Genomic DNA, 15075 nt, shown 5'->3' with positions numbered 1-15075 from the left:
TGTCTTCAAACTGGAAGAGCTCTGGGGAAGCAGGGATTTAGTATTGAAAGTAGGGTCCCTAAAAACCCGCAGCGGGTTCGTGTACTCGTAACGGACTCAGGAGGCGCTATGGAGAGTAAAACACCTGTTTATTCTCTTTGGCGGACCCAGGCGACCTTATTTGCTCTGCATTCTATCTAAAAACGGCCAGCAGGGAGAAATAACTGCGCTGGAGTCCGTTTTCCTCCTGTAACAGGCTAAAAGCCCCAAATAGTTGCAACTCGGTCCGTTCGTGCTCAGAGCCAGAAATACACTTTCCGCATGCACACACACGCCTTCGGAAAAAGAGCGAAGTCTTTGAAACACCGAGACGTAAGCCTCTACCGAAAAAACTGCCTAGTGGTGAAACGCCTTTCTTACAGATTGAACTTGAAATTTAAAAAGGGTGGAGGTGTCGGAGGGGAAGTTTGGAACTTACGGAGCGATAGCGTCCGCCTTTGTCTGTAGATTTCAACCGCAAACAGCGGCCGGAAGTCCAAACAGTCTCCGCAGTTACGACAATAACCCAAACCAGAAAGATCTTAAGTTCAAACTATATAATTGAGATCTGCGACATTCTGTTGTCCGATATCACCCTATATAATCGGTGTATCTTGTATAGGGAGATGGTAATTAGATGAGCGAAATCGTTAGACTTGATGTAAATGAAGAGTATGCTTATTCGGGAATTGTTGAAGCGGGGGATTTTATCTTTCTCAGCTTCTGTGTCGGCAATGTGGGCGGATCGTCAGGGGAGCAGGTTGAAGGAGCGCTGAATGATATGAGCCAGAGATTGCAGCAGGTGAATTTGCAGCTGGATGCTGTCGTAAAGGTGGATATCCTGCTTAGGGATGTGTGGGATATTCCGGTCATGGAAGAGGTGTTCAAACGCAGGTTCAAAGGTAAATATCCGGCCAGAAAAACCATTTCCACCGAGTTTGCCCATGTGGGGGGTCCGGATGGACTCAAGGTGCAGATAGACGCAGTGGCCTATAAACCCCGCAAATAGTAAAATATCGACATACAAACGGCGGTCCAGCCCGGGTAAACCGGGTGGGCCGCCGTTTGCCGTCAACTACTCCTGGGAATGAGCTGCCTCGTCCTTAACTTCCGCGCGGAAGCCCCGGATGCTTTCCTTGCGCCGTTCATTTTTGGCTTCGATCTGGCTGCGTTCCTCGCTGCTGATCTCTGAGGAAAATTCGTTAAGGTAGTCTTCCGCTTCCCTCAAATTCCGCTCTGTATGCTGAATGCTTTGTTGTAAATGCTCAACATTGTCTGCCCGGTTATCCGGTTTTGCCATAGGTTGATCGCCTCCTGTTATTAACGCGCCCCAAAGGAACGCTAACCAGTAGGTTGACCTTTATCGGATAATTTCATGCATGGGAAGCAAAAAAGTCGGACCACCGACATAAAGGGATAATCGTAGTCTATGTTTCTTCTCAAGACAGCTGGACATAAAATGTAGTGGATTCTCCCATCACACTCCGGGCGTAAATTTTGCCCTTATGCTGCTGCTCGACAATGGATTTGGCAATGGCCAGGCCAAGCCCGTACCCGCCTTGCTTACGTGCCCGGGAAGCATCGGTGCGGTAGAACCGGTCGAAGATCCGCGGGAGATGCTCCGGGGCGATGCCCTCTCCGGTATTGGTAACGGCCAGCACCACATCGTTATGCTGTTTGCGCAAGGATAGGCTCACCTCACCTTTCGGGCCGGTATATTTCACAGCGTTGTCCAGTAGAATCATGACCACCTGCTTGATCTGCTCACTGTTGCCCTGAACGGTCAGATGAGGCTCAATATCATACTCCAGAGCAACGTTCTTCTCGAAGATTACCGCTTCCATCGTCAGAATGATATTCTCGACCGCTTCGCTGATATCAAAAGGGGTATGGATCATGCCCGTCCGCGAATCATCTATCTCCGTTAAATAGAGCAAGTCATTCGTCAGCTTGGCCATCCGCTCTGTCTCCGACTTGATATAGTGCAGCCACTTCGACTGCTGGTCAATCGTGTCCTCCCCATTGGAGAGCAGCACATCGGTATTGGTACTAATGATGGCGAGCGGTGTCTTCAGCTCATGGGAGGCATCGGCGATGAACTGTTTCTGTTTATCAAAGGCTTCTTTGACCGGCTGGATGGAGCGGTTGGCAAAATACCGGCTGGTGAAATAGAGAATAATCAGCATGACCACGCCTACGATAGTAAAGGTATAGTTGAGATTGGTCAGAATCTCCTGCCGGGCGGTGATGTCGAGGAAGACCAGCATATGCCCGGCAGTGGTTGGCTGTATCTCAAAGGTCCAGTCGCTGCCGTCGAGGGTGAAGCGCCCGGTATTTTTGCCTGCGGATACCGCTTCCTGCAGCGCCTGCTGATAGAACTCGTCTTCCATGGTGAATTGTGATTTTGGCGTCCCTGTTTGGTTCCACTGATCATCCGTTTCAATCATGAAGGACACGGATCGTTCCGGCGGGGGATTTCCGCCGCCCATGCTGCCCATGTCCCCGCCATCCGGCAGCGGCATTCCGGTGACAGTGCCGTTATCCCGCGGCCCGTCAGAATTGTTGCCCTTCCGTTTCTGGTACAACTCTACACTCCGGTGCAGTTCCATTTCATTCTTAGCCTGCACATCCAGATAGGAAATGATGTAGATGGCGGCGAAGGCGGCAAGCATCATCACGGAGATAGTGACCAGATTGACGATCAGGAACCGGTTTCTAAGCTTTTTGAACATCAGGTATTCACCTCTAATACATAACCGACGTTCCGGATAGTGCTGATGCGTATGGCCGAACCCAGGAACGTGAGCTTTTTGCGCAGAAAAGAGATATAGACCTCCACATTGTTATGCTCCGCCTCGGAATCGAATCCCCACAGCTTCTCAATAATCTGCTCTTTGGAGGTTACGGATTGTTTCCGTACGATCAGCAGCTCCAGCAGCTCGCTTTCCTTGAGGTTCAGCTTCATTTCCTTGCCGTTCACCGTAAGCCGCAGATTGGTCGTATTCAGCTCCAAATCCCCGAACTTCAGCGCATCATCCGGCAGAACCTCGCCTTTGCGCCGCAGCACCGCCCGTATCCGGGCCAGCAATTCCTCTGATGAAAAAGGTTTGGCGATGTAGTCATCAGCCCCATAATCGAGCCCAGTTACCATATCCGTAATTTCGCCTTTGGCGGTCAGAAAAATGACAGGTGTAGCCACTTGCTTATTCCGGAGCGCCCTCAGCACGCTGATTCCATCCATCTCCGGCATCATGATGTCGAGCAGCAGCAAATCATAGATCCCGCTTAACGCGTAATCAAGTCCCGATCTGCCGTCATGCACGGCGTCTACCGAATAATTATGTTTCTTCAAGATTTGCGTGACGGCCTCCGCCAGATGCACCTCGTCTTCTACTATTAATATTCTCATAGGGTTAAACATCCTCTGCTTATTATGTGCTTGCTGCTTACGCCATTATAACAAGATTACCTTTAGCGAACCTTAATGGAAGCTCTCTCTTCATATATAGCAAACGCCGCTATATTCCCTTTTGTTAAGCCTGTGTAAATAAATCAAACCTGTGTAAAACCATTTAAGCTTCGCTAAAGGTTTGGGGACTAAGATACATTCATAAGCAAGCGGGACACACGAAATATTCGAATAAGAAAGGATCTGAACCCCATGGCGATCGAAGTTTTCAACCGATATGAGAACAAGTATTTGTTCGACAATGAAGCCTACCACCACCTTTACAATGAATTGCTTCAATATATGGAGCCTGACGATTACAACAAGCAGCATGAATATTACTCCATCACCAATCTGTATTATGACACGGCACACCATACGCTGATCCGCAACAGCCTGGCCAAGCCAAAATACAAGGAAAAGCTTAGGTTAAGAGCTTACGGGATACCAAGTGGAGAGACGAAGGTGTATCTGGAGATTAAGAAAAAGGTGTTCGGCCTGGTCAACAAAAGAAGAACCTCGCTGACACTGCACGAGGCATATGATTTTGTCCGCACAGGAGTTGAGCCGGAATACAAGGATTACATGAACAAGCAGGTTATTGAGGAAATCAAATACTTCCTGACACGATATGATCTGCAGCCTATGGTGTATCTGTCCTATGACCGCAAAGCGATGTTCTGCAAAAATAACCGCGATCTCCGCATCACGTTTGATACGAATATCCGCAGCCGGCGGTACGATCTCAAGATGGAGCATGGCACTCACGGCGAACCGCTGATGGAACCGGGCCAATGGCTGATGGAAGTGAAGGCGGAAAAAACGATCCCGGTCTGGCTCTCTAAAATGCTCTCCGAACACCAAATGTACCGCACGGGCTTCTCCAAATACGGCAATGAATATAAAAAAATGCTGAGAAACAGTAAAACAGAAAGTGAGAGTGTCCTGTATGCTTGATAACCTCTTTTCGGCGGCTCTGACGAGTACAGAATTAACGTTCACAAACGCCATTCTAACCATCCTGACCGCTATCGCCCTAGGCGCGATTATTAGTCTGACCTATATGAAAACAAGCCCGGCGGGATATTCGCAAAGCTTCACGCTCACGATGGTGCTGCTGCCGGTTATTGTGGCTATCATCATCCTGCTGATCGGCAGCAATGTCGCCAGAGCCTTCAGCTTGGCCGGGGCGTTCTCGATCATCCGCTTCCGAAGCGCGCCGGGTGATCCTAAGGATATCACCTTTGTCCTGTTCACCATGGCCTCCGGCCTTGCCTGCGGCGTAGGCGCATTCGGTTACGCTGCACTATTTACCATTATTCTCTGCATTATTATGTTTATCCTGAACCGCACAGGTTTTGGTGTTAGAACAACAATGCAAAAAACGCTGAAAGTGACCATTCCCGAGAACCTGGGTTACGAGGAAGCTTTCGCAGAGGTTTTTGCCAAATTCAATGTCGCTTATGAACTGAAAAAGATCCGCACCACTGAGCTTGGCAGCTTATATGAACTGGTCTACGCCGTGACGATTGATGAGCACACGAGCCAGAAGGAACTGCTGGATGCGATCCGCTGCCGCAACGGCAACCTGGATCTGTCACTGACGATGAGCCCGACTCTCACAGAATACTAAAAGAATGAAGGGATTGATTGATATGAATAAATTTATCATGGGAAGTAAAGTAGGACTGGTGCTGTTGCTCGCTGCTGTAATGTCGGCTTGCGGCGCAGCCAGTTCCGCAACACAATCGGCCTCAACCCCTGCAACATCAGCAGCCGTAACAACGGCATCCGCACAGAGCACAACGGCTTCCAGTGTACAGCTGGCAAGTGTCAAGGCAGCGGATCTGGTTACCTTTGACGAAGAAGATACCGCTATAGCATGGAGCGCGGACAGCTCCACCACGATAGCGTTGAATGGAACGGGCGCAGCCGTTAGCGGTTCCGGCGCAGCAGCCTCCGGGGGAGTAGTAACCATTACAGCGGCAGGTACTTATGTTGTCAGCGGAACGCTGAATGAAGGACAGATCATTATTGATGTTCAGGATAAAGGAAGTGTTCATCTCGTGCTGAACGGCGCTACGCTTCATAACAGCAGCAGCGCACCGGTCTACATTAAGGAAGCAGGCAAGGTCATTATGACCCTGCAGGAAGGGACGGACAACAAGATTACCGACGGCACCACCTATATCTTGGCTGATGACACTACCGATGAGCCAAGTGCGGCTATCTTCAGCAAGGCAGACCTGACGATTAACGGAACAGGCAAGCTGTCGGTTACCGCCAGCTACAAGGACGGAATCACCAGTAAGGATGACCTGAAGATTGTGTCGGGCACGATAGAAGTGCAGGCAGCCGATGACGGGATTGTCGGCAAAGATCTGATCGCCATTCAAGACGGCACAATGACTATCAATGCCGAGGGAGACGGGATCAAATCGACCAACGATGAGGATGCCGACAAAGGATTCATTGCCATTACGGCCGGAACGTTTGATATTGTGGCCGGCAATGACGGAATCCAGGCCGAGACAACGCTGGTTGCTGATGGAGGGACATTTAACCTTCTGACGGGCGGCGGCAATGCTAACGCTGAAGTGAAGACGGGCGACCAAGGAGGAGGTATGGGAATGGGCGGCGGCCGGGGTATGAGAGGTACTCAGGCTCCCGCAGCCGGTACGGGTTCGGGCCAGGCACCGGCAGATACGGCAGCCGAACCTGCCGCAACCGCTGCGACGACCGCAACGACTGCAACGAGTGACACGACAGCGGCATCCGCTGATACGGCAACTGTAACAGAAACCGAATCCACGAGCGCTAAAGGGCTGAAAGCCGGGGGAGATCTTACGGTGAACGGCGGAAGCTTCACGATTGATTCCGCCGATGATGCGGTGCACAGCAACAGCAATGTCTCCATCGCAGATGGAGAACTCCAGATTGCCGCAGGAGATGACGGTATTCATGCGGACAGCCTGACAAGCCTGTCGGGTGGAACCGTTAATATTACAAAGAGCTATGAAGGAATTGAAGGTGCGAATATCACCATTGCAGGCGGTGAGATTGATGTGACTGCGTCCGATGACGGTGTGAATGTTGCCGGAGGCAATGACGATAATTCTGCGGAAGGAACACAGAGACAGGATCAGTTCACCAGCTCCGGCAACAACCTGCTCACGATTAGCGGAGGCACATTAACCGTTGATGCTGCAGGGGACGGTTTGGATTCGAACGGATCGGTCGTGATGACAGGCGGTACTGTGATCACCAATGGTCCAACTGCTGATGGCAATGGCGCTTTGGACTATGACGGAACCTTCGAGATCACCGGCGGTTATCTGGTAGTAGCGGGAAGTGCGGGGATGCTTCAGGCTCCAAGTGATGCATCCAGCCAATACTCGATCACCATGACGTTCACGGATTCCCAGGAGGCTGGACAACTGGTTCATCTGCAGGACAGCGACGGCAATACGATCGCTACGTTTGCTCCATCGAAGAGCTACAGATCAGTAGTCGTCAGCTCGCCGGATCTTAAAGAAGGCGGGTCGTACACTCTCTTCACTGGCGGAAGCTCGACAGGTACGGCAGTAGATGGCCTGTACACTGGCGGCGCTTATAGCGGCGGTACCGAAGGGGTATCCTTCGACATCTCCAGCAGCGTAACCTGGTTGAATGAATCCGGAGTAACCACTGCCACGAGCGGTATGGGCGGCGGCATGGGTGGTGGCCGAGGCGGCGGCGGAACGAGACCTGAAGGCGGATTTGGCGGCGGGGGTACTCCACCGACCGGAGCTGAGGGCGAAGTTCAGCAGTAAAAGACGGTAGTATAATGCAGCAAGCAGCACATCTCCGGCCAGCGGAGGCGTGCTGCTTGCTGTTTCTCCTACATGAAATCGAAGAAATAACGGATGACATGGAAGAAGACCGGCGAGGTGTAAGTCAGGCTGTCGACCCGGCTTAAATAGCTTTTTTTGAGCGCATCGAACTTGTCATCATCTCCGATCAGCAAATCCCGTTTCAGCACCGAAACCGTTAAGCTGCCGAAGTAACCGCTGAGACTGATCAGCATGCCGGACAAAAATCCGAAGGCCGGGTTAAGCGGCGTAAGGTAGGGATAGATCAGATAGGATACCCCTGTTGTTACCACAAATGCGCAGATGAACCCTTCCCAGGTCAGGTTGGGGTTGGCGGTCGGAACCACCTTGTGTTTGCCGAAATAGATCGAGGCCAGATAATGTATGACGTCATTGAGCTGGGTTAATACGACCAGGAACAGGACGAGTCCGGCTCCGTATTCCGGAGTGGCAAATTGAAAGTAGGCCAGATGGCTAAGCCCGAACACCATCAGCATAAGTCCCCATTGGGTGGAGCTGACGCTGCGCAGAAAGCCGAGCGTGCCTTTGTTGATCAGCCGCGGGAGCGGCAGGAGCAGAAATACATACACGGGAATGAAGACGATAAACATCCCGTACCACTCAATATAAATCCAATAGAACTGCAAAGGAATCGCCAGGTATGCCCAGAGGAACAGCCGGCGGTCGGCTTTTCGGGTCCGGATCATCGAGAAATATTCCTTTAGGGCGAAGAAAGTGAGCGCCATCAGCGACAGCAGCGAGACGACCGGATTGAACAAGGTGGCCAGGCAGAAGATAAGGAGCATGCCCCACCAGGTTTTGATGCGGAAGCCGATGCCGGTATAGTCCTTGTTCTTCTGGAGTCTGCTCACTACAACATAAATTAAATGGATGGCCGAAAGGGCAGCGAAAATAAGCACTAATGTTAATAAGGAGCGGTCTATAGCTATCACCAACTTGTCGCAGGGTAGGATTCCATTAAAGGAATCATATGTTATTATGAAGGAAACTTCCAAACTTGATAAGGGGAAATTTTGTAAATGACAGGTAATCAATCGGTCTTTATCCTGCTTACGAATACCGGCACGTTGTTTACGAAGCTCATTCAAGGCTACACGAAAGCGCCGTATAATCACGCCTCGATCGCTTTTGACCGCGGGCTTTCGGAAATGTACAGCTTCGGGAGAAAGCATCCAAGCAATCCTCTGAATGGCGGATTTGTGAAGGAGGATATTCAGACAGGCACATTCAGCAAATATCCGAATACAACATGCGTCATCTACGAGCTTCAGGTCACGGACCGCGAGGTGGAGAAAATGAAACGTGTGCTGCACATCTTTATCCGCAGCCAGCAGAAGTATCTATATAACATCCTCGGTGTTATCGGTATCGCACTGAAGGAGCCGGTCGAATTCAGCAACTCCTACTTTTGCTCGCAATTTGTTGCGGAAGTTCTGGACCGTTCCGGCATCAAGCTATGGAACAAGCTTCCAGCGCTCGTTACGCCCGATGATTTTCGGCAGAGCGACCGGCTGCAGTTGATTTACGAGGGGAAATTAAACCAGTATAAGCCTGAAGTATGAGGAGGGGGATAGGGCATTCCCCTGGGAGTGCCCGCTACTCTTCTTCAGGAACGATTACCTGAACATAACGGGGAAGGGTGCTTAACCGGATCGGCAGAGCCGGGCCCTCTTCGCCATCCACATTGGTCCGGACGGGGGCGGGTGAGCTTAGGGTGACATGGCTGGCCGTGAAATAAATGACATCCTTATGATCCTTCAGGTTGCCCAGCAGCAAGGAGATGCTGACTGTAAGCGTATTGAAGATATTGAGGTCTTTGATGATAAAGCAGTGAAGCAGGCCATCGTCAACTTGAGCACCCGGCGCCAGCTTTTCGAATCCGCCTACGGAGTTGGTAAGAGCGGCGACGAATAGTGGAGATTCGCCTTCCCATATCCCGCCATCATACTGGATGGTCAAGGAATGAGCCGGGTTGCCGCTTCCGGCAAGCTCTTTGAAGCCTTCCTTGAAATAGGCAAAGGCTCCCAGCCTCGATTTGTCATCTGACGATACGCCTGACAGCGTTTCGGCGAGTGAACCGGCGGCGACGACGTTTCCGAATAACCGGTCATTTAGGCGGCCGGCATCGACTGGTTGAATCCTGGAGGAGGTGAGTGCAGCGATGGCCTGTCCGGGATCCAGGGGAACCTGCAAGGCGCGGGCAAAATCATTGATCGTTCCAAGCGGAACTATACCCAGCCGCGGGCGGTGCTCCTGATCAATCAGCCCGTTAATGACTTCATGGAGCGTGCCGTCGCCGCCGATGGAAACAACCAGCTCATAACCTTCCTGGCATGCAGTAATGCAGAAGCGGGTGGCGTCGCCTTCTTTTACCGTCTCATTGACCGTAACCATGTATCCGTTATTCTGTAGAATTTCTTCTGCCTGACTAATATATTCAAGCGCATCCTCCTTGCCGGCGGAGGGATTAATGATGATCATAGCCTGCTGCATGCACAACATCCTTTCTGTCCTGCTGATATAGGATTCGTTGCATACCTTTACCCGAAAATACCGGCTTTGATCCTGCGCTCAAATCATTTATTTCCGCATGGCTACAGCAGCTTGGAATCCAGCCAGGGAATCAGGATAGGAAGGACGTGTGACGCCTGCATGGCCCCGGTATGGTCGAGCTCTGGCAGCACCGAGATCTTCCAGCCCAGCGCTTCGAGCACTTCACGCTGCCGGAGAAAAGGTCCGGCGATGTCGACCCTCACACCTCCCCAGCGTTGATCATAATCAATAGTATCGGCAGCACCGGCAAAGCACATCCGGGAACAGCTGAGCACGGTTTGCGCGGCACGGTCATCGAATGACTGTAGTGCACCATACAACGTGACGAACTGCCGCGTCTGGGCTTCGGTCAGGGTGACTTCCACCGTGGACCAGTCGAAGTCGTCCCAGGTTTCGCGCTGGCTGTCCGGCGAAGGGGCCGGATGCTGATGTGAGGCTTGAGACAGCTCATGCGCAGCCATCGTTACCCGGAGCATCTCCTTGTAGGGTCCGCCGATGGGAGGGAATCCTCCCATGACAAGCGCGGTGATGCGTTCTGTGCGAAGAGTCAGCTGCAGTCCGCTAAGCGCCAGCCAAGAGTAGCCGTAATAGGCGAATTGCGGCGCTTGTGCAGCATCGGCAATAGACAGAAAGTCCTTGGCAATGTTGGCGGGTGTCAGCGTATCCGGCTTCGGCTTGCTCTGGACATGCCCTTCATAGTCAAAGGCAATGACCCGGTATTTACCGCTGAGCGCGTCGATCAGTGAACGTCCCAGTGCCGGATCGGCCCCCCATTTGAGCATTTCCGCTGCCTGGGGACCTATAACAGGATACGGATTAACCGGCAGCAGCAGGTTCGGTCCTTCACCCGTAATTACGACCTCAATTTCACTTCCATCATGTAATTTTGCTGTAAGCATGATCAGCCCTCCATTTCAGCTATTAGTTACTGCTTAATCTATTACACCAACCAATATACAACATTGATGCAAGAGAGAAGCATTAGCGGAAGGCCCCTTGTCCCCAGAGGTTGTATTATTCCCGAAGGCTGTCAAAGCACTTTAAGGTTATGATTGAAGGTTTGCCATCACGGGGGAGTTTTGCTACTGTTACAATCATCAGGTATGCAAAGAGGTGAACGGCAGATGGTTATATACAAACCCGCTGAAATTGCCAAGTCGCTTGGTATCAGCACCAGTGCATTAAGACATTACGAGGCTTGGGGCGTGGTTCCGCCACCGGAACGGGCTCCGAACGGCTACCGGTTGTACACCGGGCTGCATATGGCGTATTTCCGTTGTCTTCGGTCCATGCTTCCCGGCTTTGGCTACCCGCTGACCTATGAGGTGCTTCGCCATATTCAGAAAGGGGAGCTGGACACTGCCTTATGGCTGGTAAGCGCCGAGCAGGCCCGTTTGCAGGAAGAGAAAGTCACCGCCGGCAGAACGCTCGCCTTGCTGCAGGACCCCGGACTCCATCCGGTTATGGGCAAAGGAATGAAGCATAAGATGAGCATCGGAGAAGTGGCGGCTATCACGAATGTGCAGACCTCCGCCATCCGGCACTGGGAGAAGGAAGGGCTGCTGTCCCCGGAGAGAAATCAGGAGAATGGTTACCGCCTGTACACTCCGGTACACGCAAGGCAAATCATGCTGATTCGAACGCTTAGAACCACGGTGTATTATTTGGATAAGATGAAAGAGCTTGTGCAAGCCCTGGAGCAGAACAGTGTGGAGAAGGTGAAGGAAGTTACGGTAGAGGCACTGGTTAAGATTGACCGGCGCAACCGCCAGCAGTATAACGGTGTTCATCAATTGGTGGAGTTATGTATAGAGGCCGGGTTCATGGACGGGAGCGAGGCGTCGCTCACGCTGAACAGGCAACCTTATAATAAAGAACATTAAGGAATAGATAGAAGCGCCGAAACACCACAGGTGTCTTTGACGCTTCTTTGTTGTGGAGGGCACAGATATATATTTCCCTGCTGTGTCTCTGATGGGAATCAGCATAAACGGTGCGGCGGAAATTCAGGATCTGGCACCCATTCGAACTTCACCGGCCGGGCCGTTCCTTCCTGGTCCTCCGAGCAGCATCCGCGTTTATGGATGAGATTCAAGGAATGTCCGAGAAACTAAATGAGTTCGCCAGGAAACTGTAGACAGGGGAGCAGGGAGTTGTTCCCTATGGCCTTAGGTGGACAGCTCCTTACATATGGCATAAGGAAGTGTTCGCATCCTCTAACCCATACAGGATTCTTTTCCCGCTCTCCTTGGCGATCCGCACCATTTCATCGGCGCCTTGGGAAGGCCCGCCAATCCGCAGGACGGCATCGCAATGACCGAGCAGCCGCACGGAGGAAGGGTGGAACATTTCATTGAACACCTTGTCGCCGATGGCTGTTGAGCCTGCCGCCTCCATCAGCGGCAATGCATACCACTCGCCCAGCACCGGCAGATGGCCGAGCCTGTACACCAGTAAGGCAGCTTCATTCATGGCTTGCATATTAGCTGCAATTAATGCCGGATCGTCTCCGGTTCCCGAGCGGTAAGGACCGGCAATGAGGATGTGCAGAGGTTTCGGCTCCTCCGGTTCGAGCAGCCGGTGAAGCTTCGCATGCTGCAGCAAAAGAATGGTCTTGGCGTCCCGGATTTCACCGCTCTCCACCAGCTCCATTGCTTTGGTAAAAGGAAGCTCCAGCACTTCGATGTTCTCCTGTTCCTCATCCAGTCCGCCGCCCCGCCCCGTCTTCATCTCGTCGGAATATTCCGCGACGAATAAATGCAGCATCTCCGTTACCGAGCCCGGCGACATATACACTCCGCCGATGCCGTGCACCTCCGACAGGCGGTAGCCGGTTTCCTCCTCGGCTTCGCGCTGGATGCATTCTTCCGGGCTGTCCTGATCCAGCAGTCCGGCACAGGCTTCAATCAGCATGCCGGATGTATTGCCGTTAATATAGGTGGGCAGACGGAATTGCCGGGTCAGGACAACCGTCTGCTTTTTGCGGTTGTAGAGCAGAATGGCCGCGCCGTTACCGCGGTCATAAGCCTCGCGCTGCTGCTCTTCCCAGGTCCCGTCGCTGCTCCGGTAATCCAGGGTGTATTTCTTCAGTGTATACCAGTTGTCTGATAACAGGTCAATTTGCTTGATTCGCACGTTAGGGTTCATAGGTGAAGCCTCCTTTTTAGTTGTATCCAGCCGCTCCGTCATAGTTTACGGCATGTAAACACGCCCATATCCTTGGCAAAGGCCAGGCTTCCCTGGTCCGCCATCTTACGCTCTACAAAATCTATAAATTGTTCCAGCGTCTCACCCTTCAGCACCTTGCCCGCATTCATGGGCGTAGAGGTCATATAGCTGATCAGCGGACCGGTTTCCGTCACAACAAGAGAATCTGGATAACGTTCAACCCGTGCAGCCGGGAACCAGGGCTGCAATAGCTCTGCGCCATTATCCAGGTTGAATTGTTCCAGTGTGTCATCCAGTACCCGGAGGGCTGGATCGAATTCGCGGGCGAGTTCTTCCATCTCCCGCAAGTGCCGGCTGCTCATCGTGGAGGCGAAGAAGCTTCCCCGGGGGCTAAGCACTCTGGAAATTTCCGCGAATGCCGGCGTCAATTGCTCCACATGGTATAACATGTGATTGGCAATCACGATCTGAAATTCGTTATCCGCAAAAGGCATGGCCATAACATCGGCCTGGCGGAACTGAAATCCTCCAGCCGCCGCCCCAAGTGCGCTGCGCGCAGCTTCCAGCATCCCCGGGGAGGCATCAGCAAGCGTGATCTCCAAGCGGGGCGGAATCCGCTCCCGGTTTCGAACCCAAAGAGCCGCATCGCCGCAGCCGATATCCAGCACCCGCAAAGGAAGGGTAGAGGATGAAAGCAGTTCCTGCGTTGCCTCCAGCATGTATTCAAAGAACCAGCGGTGCCACCCTTGCGGGTTCGTACTGAACTCATCATACAACCGGGTTCGCGCCTGCAGCCGGGCGGCATTCTGATACTGCCGGCCCCAATCCCTTTCCGTGCGGATCATGTGGATGATCCGGGCCAGCTCTTCCCAGTCCGCTGCCTGCTCTTGTTGCTCCATATAGTCCATGGAGGCATCGATGGCCTGGACTACACTCTCCATATGATCTATTTTCTGACGGATAAGCTGCTTCTGGAGCTGCAGAGCGCTGCGCAGATCACTCCCGCTGCCGATCTCCATCACGGTGCTCATTTCTTCCAGGGAAAGCCCAATAAATTTAAGCACCGAGAGCTTCTGGAGTCTGGCGATATCCTCCTCGTTATACAGGCGGGTGTCTCCTTCGAATTGGGAGGGCTTCAGCAGCCCGATCCGGTCATAATACCGCAGCGCCCTGACGGTCACCCCGGTTATCCGGGAGATTTGTCCGGTGGTTAAGCCTTTGTGCATCCTGTCCATCACCTCAACTTTGCGGCAGAATAACAATCATTACTTCAAGTATAACGGGTGACGCAACGTCACCTGCAAGAGAAAAATTCATTCGGAATGAATGGCTGGAACGGTGCCACCCACAGTCTTGATTTAGCTGCTGTAAAGCTCCTGTAAAGGCACCTTTGTTTGTACAAATTATGCAATCTAAAAAAGGGTGTAGATAAAACTTGGTGATACGTAGGCGCGTTGTGTTTCAGCTCGCGTTATGGTGAACACTGTGAGGAATACTGCACGTAAAGAACCTTACATCCCCTACAAGTTGCTAAAGTGAAATGAGAGGTAAAGATGCATTTGAATTCACCGCATGCGGGCCAGATGGCGGAATGAGAGGTAAAGATGCATTTGAATTCACCGTATGCGGGACGGATGGCGGGATGAGAGGTAAAGATGCATTTGAATTCACCGCATGCGGGCCAGATGGCGGAATGAGAGGTAAAGATGCATTTGAATTCACCGTATGCGGGCCAGATAAAATAAGAGGTTAAATAATATTAGAGGTCCCGTTGCCGTTATCTCTCTAGTGAACCAGCTTATTCGCCCGTTATATAGAATGAACTTGAAACTTGAAGAAAGAGAGCGGAGCGACGGTGGGAAATTTTGGAACTGTGGCAGCGATAGCGCCCGCCTTTGTCTTCGGATTTCAACCGCAAACAGCGGTCGGAAGTCCAAATATTCACCGAAGTTGCGACTGGCCCTTTACTCTAAACTTTTCAGTTCAATCTATATATGGGGCTTTTGTTCGCTTAGT

Annotated in this window: 15 protein-coding genes; 7 read left to right on the top strand and 8 right to left on the bottom strand. The window is 52.0% G+C overall.

Annotated features, from left to right (window positions below):
• Positions 1-655 precede the first annotated feature (655 nt).
• A complete protein-coding gene (locus tag NST99_RS32460; RefSeq protein ID WP_341097210.1) occupies positions 656-1027 on the top strand; it encodes a RidA family protein in 372 nt (123 codons plus the stop codon).
• Positions 1028-1093: 66 nt separating this feature from the next.
• Here the strand turns inward: NST99_RS32460 and tlp are convergent, their stop codons facing one another.
• From tlp to NST99_RS32445, 3 genes are all read right to left on the bottom strand, one after another.
• Complete coding sequence (gene tlp, locus NST99_RS32455) at positions 1094-1318, bottom strand: small acid-soluble spore protein Tlp (RefSeq protein ID WP_341097209.1); 225 nt, start codon at positions 1316-1318, stop codon at positions 1094-1096.
• Between the two features lie 139 nt (positions 1319-1457).
• On the bottom strand, positions 1458-2750 hold the full coding sequence (locus tag NST99_RS32450) for a sensor histidine kinase (protein WP_341097207.1): 1293 nt from the start codon (positions 2748-2750) through the stop codon (positions 1458-1460).
• Entirely contained in the window at positions 2750-3427 is a 678-nt protein-coding gene (locus NST99_RS32445) for a response regulator transcription factor (protein WP_341097206.1), read from the bottom strand. Before NST99_RS32445 ends, NST99_RS32450 begins: the two co-directional genes overlap by 1 nt.
• Positions 3428-3679: 252 nt before the next feature.
• On the opposite strand from NST99_RS32445, the gene NST99_RS32440 reads away from it, so the two are divergent.
• The 3 genes from NST99_RS32440 to NST99_RS32430 are packed head-to-tail and all read left to right on the top strand — an operon-like array spanning position 3680 to position 7278.
• Positions 3680-4423, top strand: a complete 744-nt coding sequence (locus NST99_RS32440) for a polyphosphate polymerase domain-containing protein (protein ID WP_341097205.1) — start codon at positions 3680-3682, stop codon at positions 4421-4423.
• Entirely contained in the window at positions 4416-5099 is a 684-nt protein-coding gene (locus NST99_RS32435; RefSeq protein ID WP_341097204.1) for a DUF4956 domain-containing protein, read from the top strand. Before NST99_RS32440 ends, NST99_RS32435 begins: the two co-directional genes overlap by 8 nt.
• Positions 5100-5121: 22 nt before the next feature.
• Complete coding sequence (locus tag NST99_RS32430; protein WP_341097203.1) at positions 5122-7278, top strand: carbohydrate-binding domain-containing protein; 2157 nt, start codon at positions 5122-5124, stop codon at positions 7276-7278.
• A 68-nt stretch (positions 7279-7346) separates the two neighbouring features.
• On the opposite strand, the gene NST99_RS32425 is transcribed toward NST99_RS32430, so the two are convergent.
• Positions 7347-8261, bottom strand: coding sequence for a phosphatidate cytidylyltransferase (locus tag NST99_RS32425; RefSeq protein ID WP_341097818.1), 915 nt, complete (start codon positions 8259-8261; stop codon positions 7347-7349).
• A gap of 96 nt (positions 8262-8357) precedes the next feature.
• Here NST99_RS32425 and NST99_RS32420 point away from each other — a divergent pair, with 96 nt between their 5' ends.
• Positions 8358-8900 (top strand): hypothetical protein, encoded by a 543-nt coding sequence (locus tag NST99_RS32420; RefSeq protein WP_341097202.1) that lies wholly within the window; start codon positions 8358-8360, stop codon positions 8898-8900.
• 34 nt (positions 8901-8934) lie between these two features.
• On the opposite strand, the gene NST99_RS32415 is transcribed toward NST99_RS32420, so the two are convergent.
• Both NST99_RS32415 and NST99_RS32410 read right to left on the bottom strand, forming a co-directional pair.
• Positions 8935-9831 (bottom strand): diacylglycerol/lipid kinase family protein, encoded by an 897-nt coding sequence (locus NST99_RS32415; protein WP_341097201.1) that lies wholly within the window; start codon positions 9829-9831, stop codon positions 8935-8937.
• A gap of 101 nt (positions 9832-9932) precedes the next feature.
• On the bottom strand, positions 9933-10790 hold the full coding sequence (locus NST99_RS32410) for an alpha/beta fold hydrolase (protein ID WP_341097200.1): 858 nt from the start codon (positions 10788-10790) through the stop codon (positions 9933-9935).
• Between the two features lie 225 nt (positions 10791-11015).
• On the opposite strand from NST99_RS32410, the gene NST99_RS32405 reads away from it, so the two are divergent.
• Entirely contained in the window at positions 11016-11774 is a 759-nt protein-coding gene (locus tag NST99_RS32405) for a MerR family transcriptional regulator (protein WP_341097198.1), read from the top strand.
• 301 nt (positions 11775-12075) lie between these two features.
• On the opposite strand, the gene nudK is transcribed toward NST99_RS32405, so the two are convergent.
• Entirely contained in the window at positions 12076-13038 is a 963-nt protein-coding gene (gene nudK, locus NST99_RS32400) for a GDP-mannose pyrophosphatase NudK (protein ID WP_341097196.1), read from the bottom strand.
• Positions 13039-13076: 38 nt separating this feature from the next.
• Entirely contained in the window at positions 13077-14285 is a 1209-nt protein-coding gene (locus NST99_RS32395) for a MerR family transcriptional regulator (protein WP_341097195.1), read from the bottom strand.
• Positions 14286-14599: 314 nt separating this feature from the next.
• Here NST99_RS32395 and NST99_RS32390 point away from each other — a divergent pair, with 314 nt between their 5' ends.
• The gene (locus NST99_RS32390) at positions 14600-14812 is read left to right on the top strand and encodes a hypothetical protein (protein ID WP_341097194.1); all 213 of its coding nucleotides are present in this window, start codon (positions 14600-14602) and stop codon (positions 14810-14812) included.
• Positions 14813-15075: the final 263 nt, after the last annotated feature.

The sequence above is a fragment of the Paenibacillus sp. FSL L8-0470 genome, assembly GCF_038008625.1.
Classification (GTDB): Bacteria; Bacillota; Bacilli; order Paenibacillales; family Paenibacillaceae; genus Paenibacillus_AQ.
This window is presented reverse-complemented; position numbering and strand designations above follow the sequence as displayed.

Bases quoted from the DNA above. Each gene is read 5' to 3' on its own strand.
- NST99_RS32450 (WP_341097207.1), bottom strand. From the start codon at position 2,750: ATGTTCAAAAAGCTTAGAAACCGGTTCCTGATCGTCAATCTGGTCACT.
- NST99_RS32440 (WP_341097205.1), top strand. From the start codon at position 3,680: ATGGCGATCGAAGTTTTCAACCGATATGAGAACAAGTATTTGTTCGAC.
- NST99_RS32390 (WP_341097194.1), top strand. From the start codon at position 14,600: ATGAGAGGTAAAGATGCATTTGAATTCACCGCATGCGGGCCAGATGGC.
- NST99_RS32415 (WP_341097201.1), bottom strand. From the start codon at position 9,831: ATGCAGCAGGCTATGATCATCATTAATCCCTCCGCCGGCAAGGAGGAT.
- NST99_RS32410 (WP_341097200.1), bottom strand. From the start codon at position 10,790: ATGCTTACAGCAAAATTACATGATGGAAGTGAAATTGAGGTCGTAATT.
- NST99_RS32420 (WP_341097202.1), top strand. From the start codon at position 8,358: ATGACAGGTAATCAATCGGTCTTTATCCTGCTTACGAATACCGGCACG.
- tlp (WP_341097209.1), bottom strand. From the start codon at position 1,318: ATGGCAAAACCGGATAACCGGGCAGACAATGTTGAGCATTTACAACAA.
- NST99_RS32435 (WP_341097204.1), top strand. From the start codon at position 4,416: ATGCTTGATAACCTCTTTTCGGCGGCTCTGACGAGTACAGAATTAACG.
- NST99_RS32460 (WP_341097210.1), top strand. From the start codon at position 656: ATGAGCGAAATCGTTAGACTTGATGTAAATGAAGAGTATGCTTATTCG.
- NST99_RS32430 (WP_341097203.1), top strand. From the start codon at position 5,122: ATGAATAAATTTATCATGGGAAGTAAAGTAGGACTGGTGCTGTTGCTC.
- NST99_RS32405 (WP_341097198.1), top strand. From the start codon at position 11,016: ATGGTTATATACAAACCCGCTGAAATTGCCAAGTCGCTTGGTATCAGC.
- nudK (WP_341097196.1), bottom strand. From the start codon at position 13,038: ATGAACCCTAACGTGCGAATCAAGCAAATTGACCTGTTATCAGACAAC.
- NST99_RS32395 (WP_341097195.1), bottom strand. From the start codon at position 14,285: ATGCACAAAGGCTTAACCACCGGACAAATCTCCCGGATAACCGGGGTG.
- NST99_RS32445 (WP_341097206.1), bottom strand. From the start codon at position 3,427: ATGAGAATATTAATAGTAGAAGACGAGGTGCATCTGGCGGAGGCCGTC.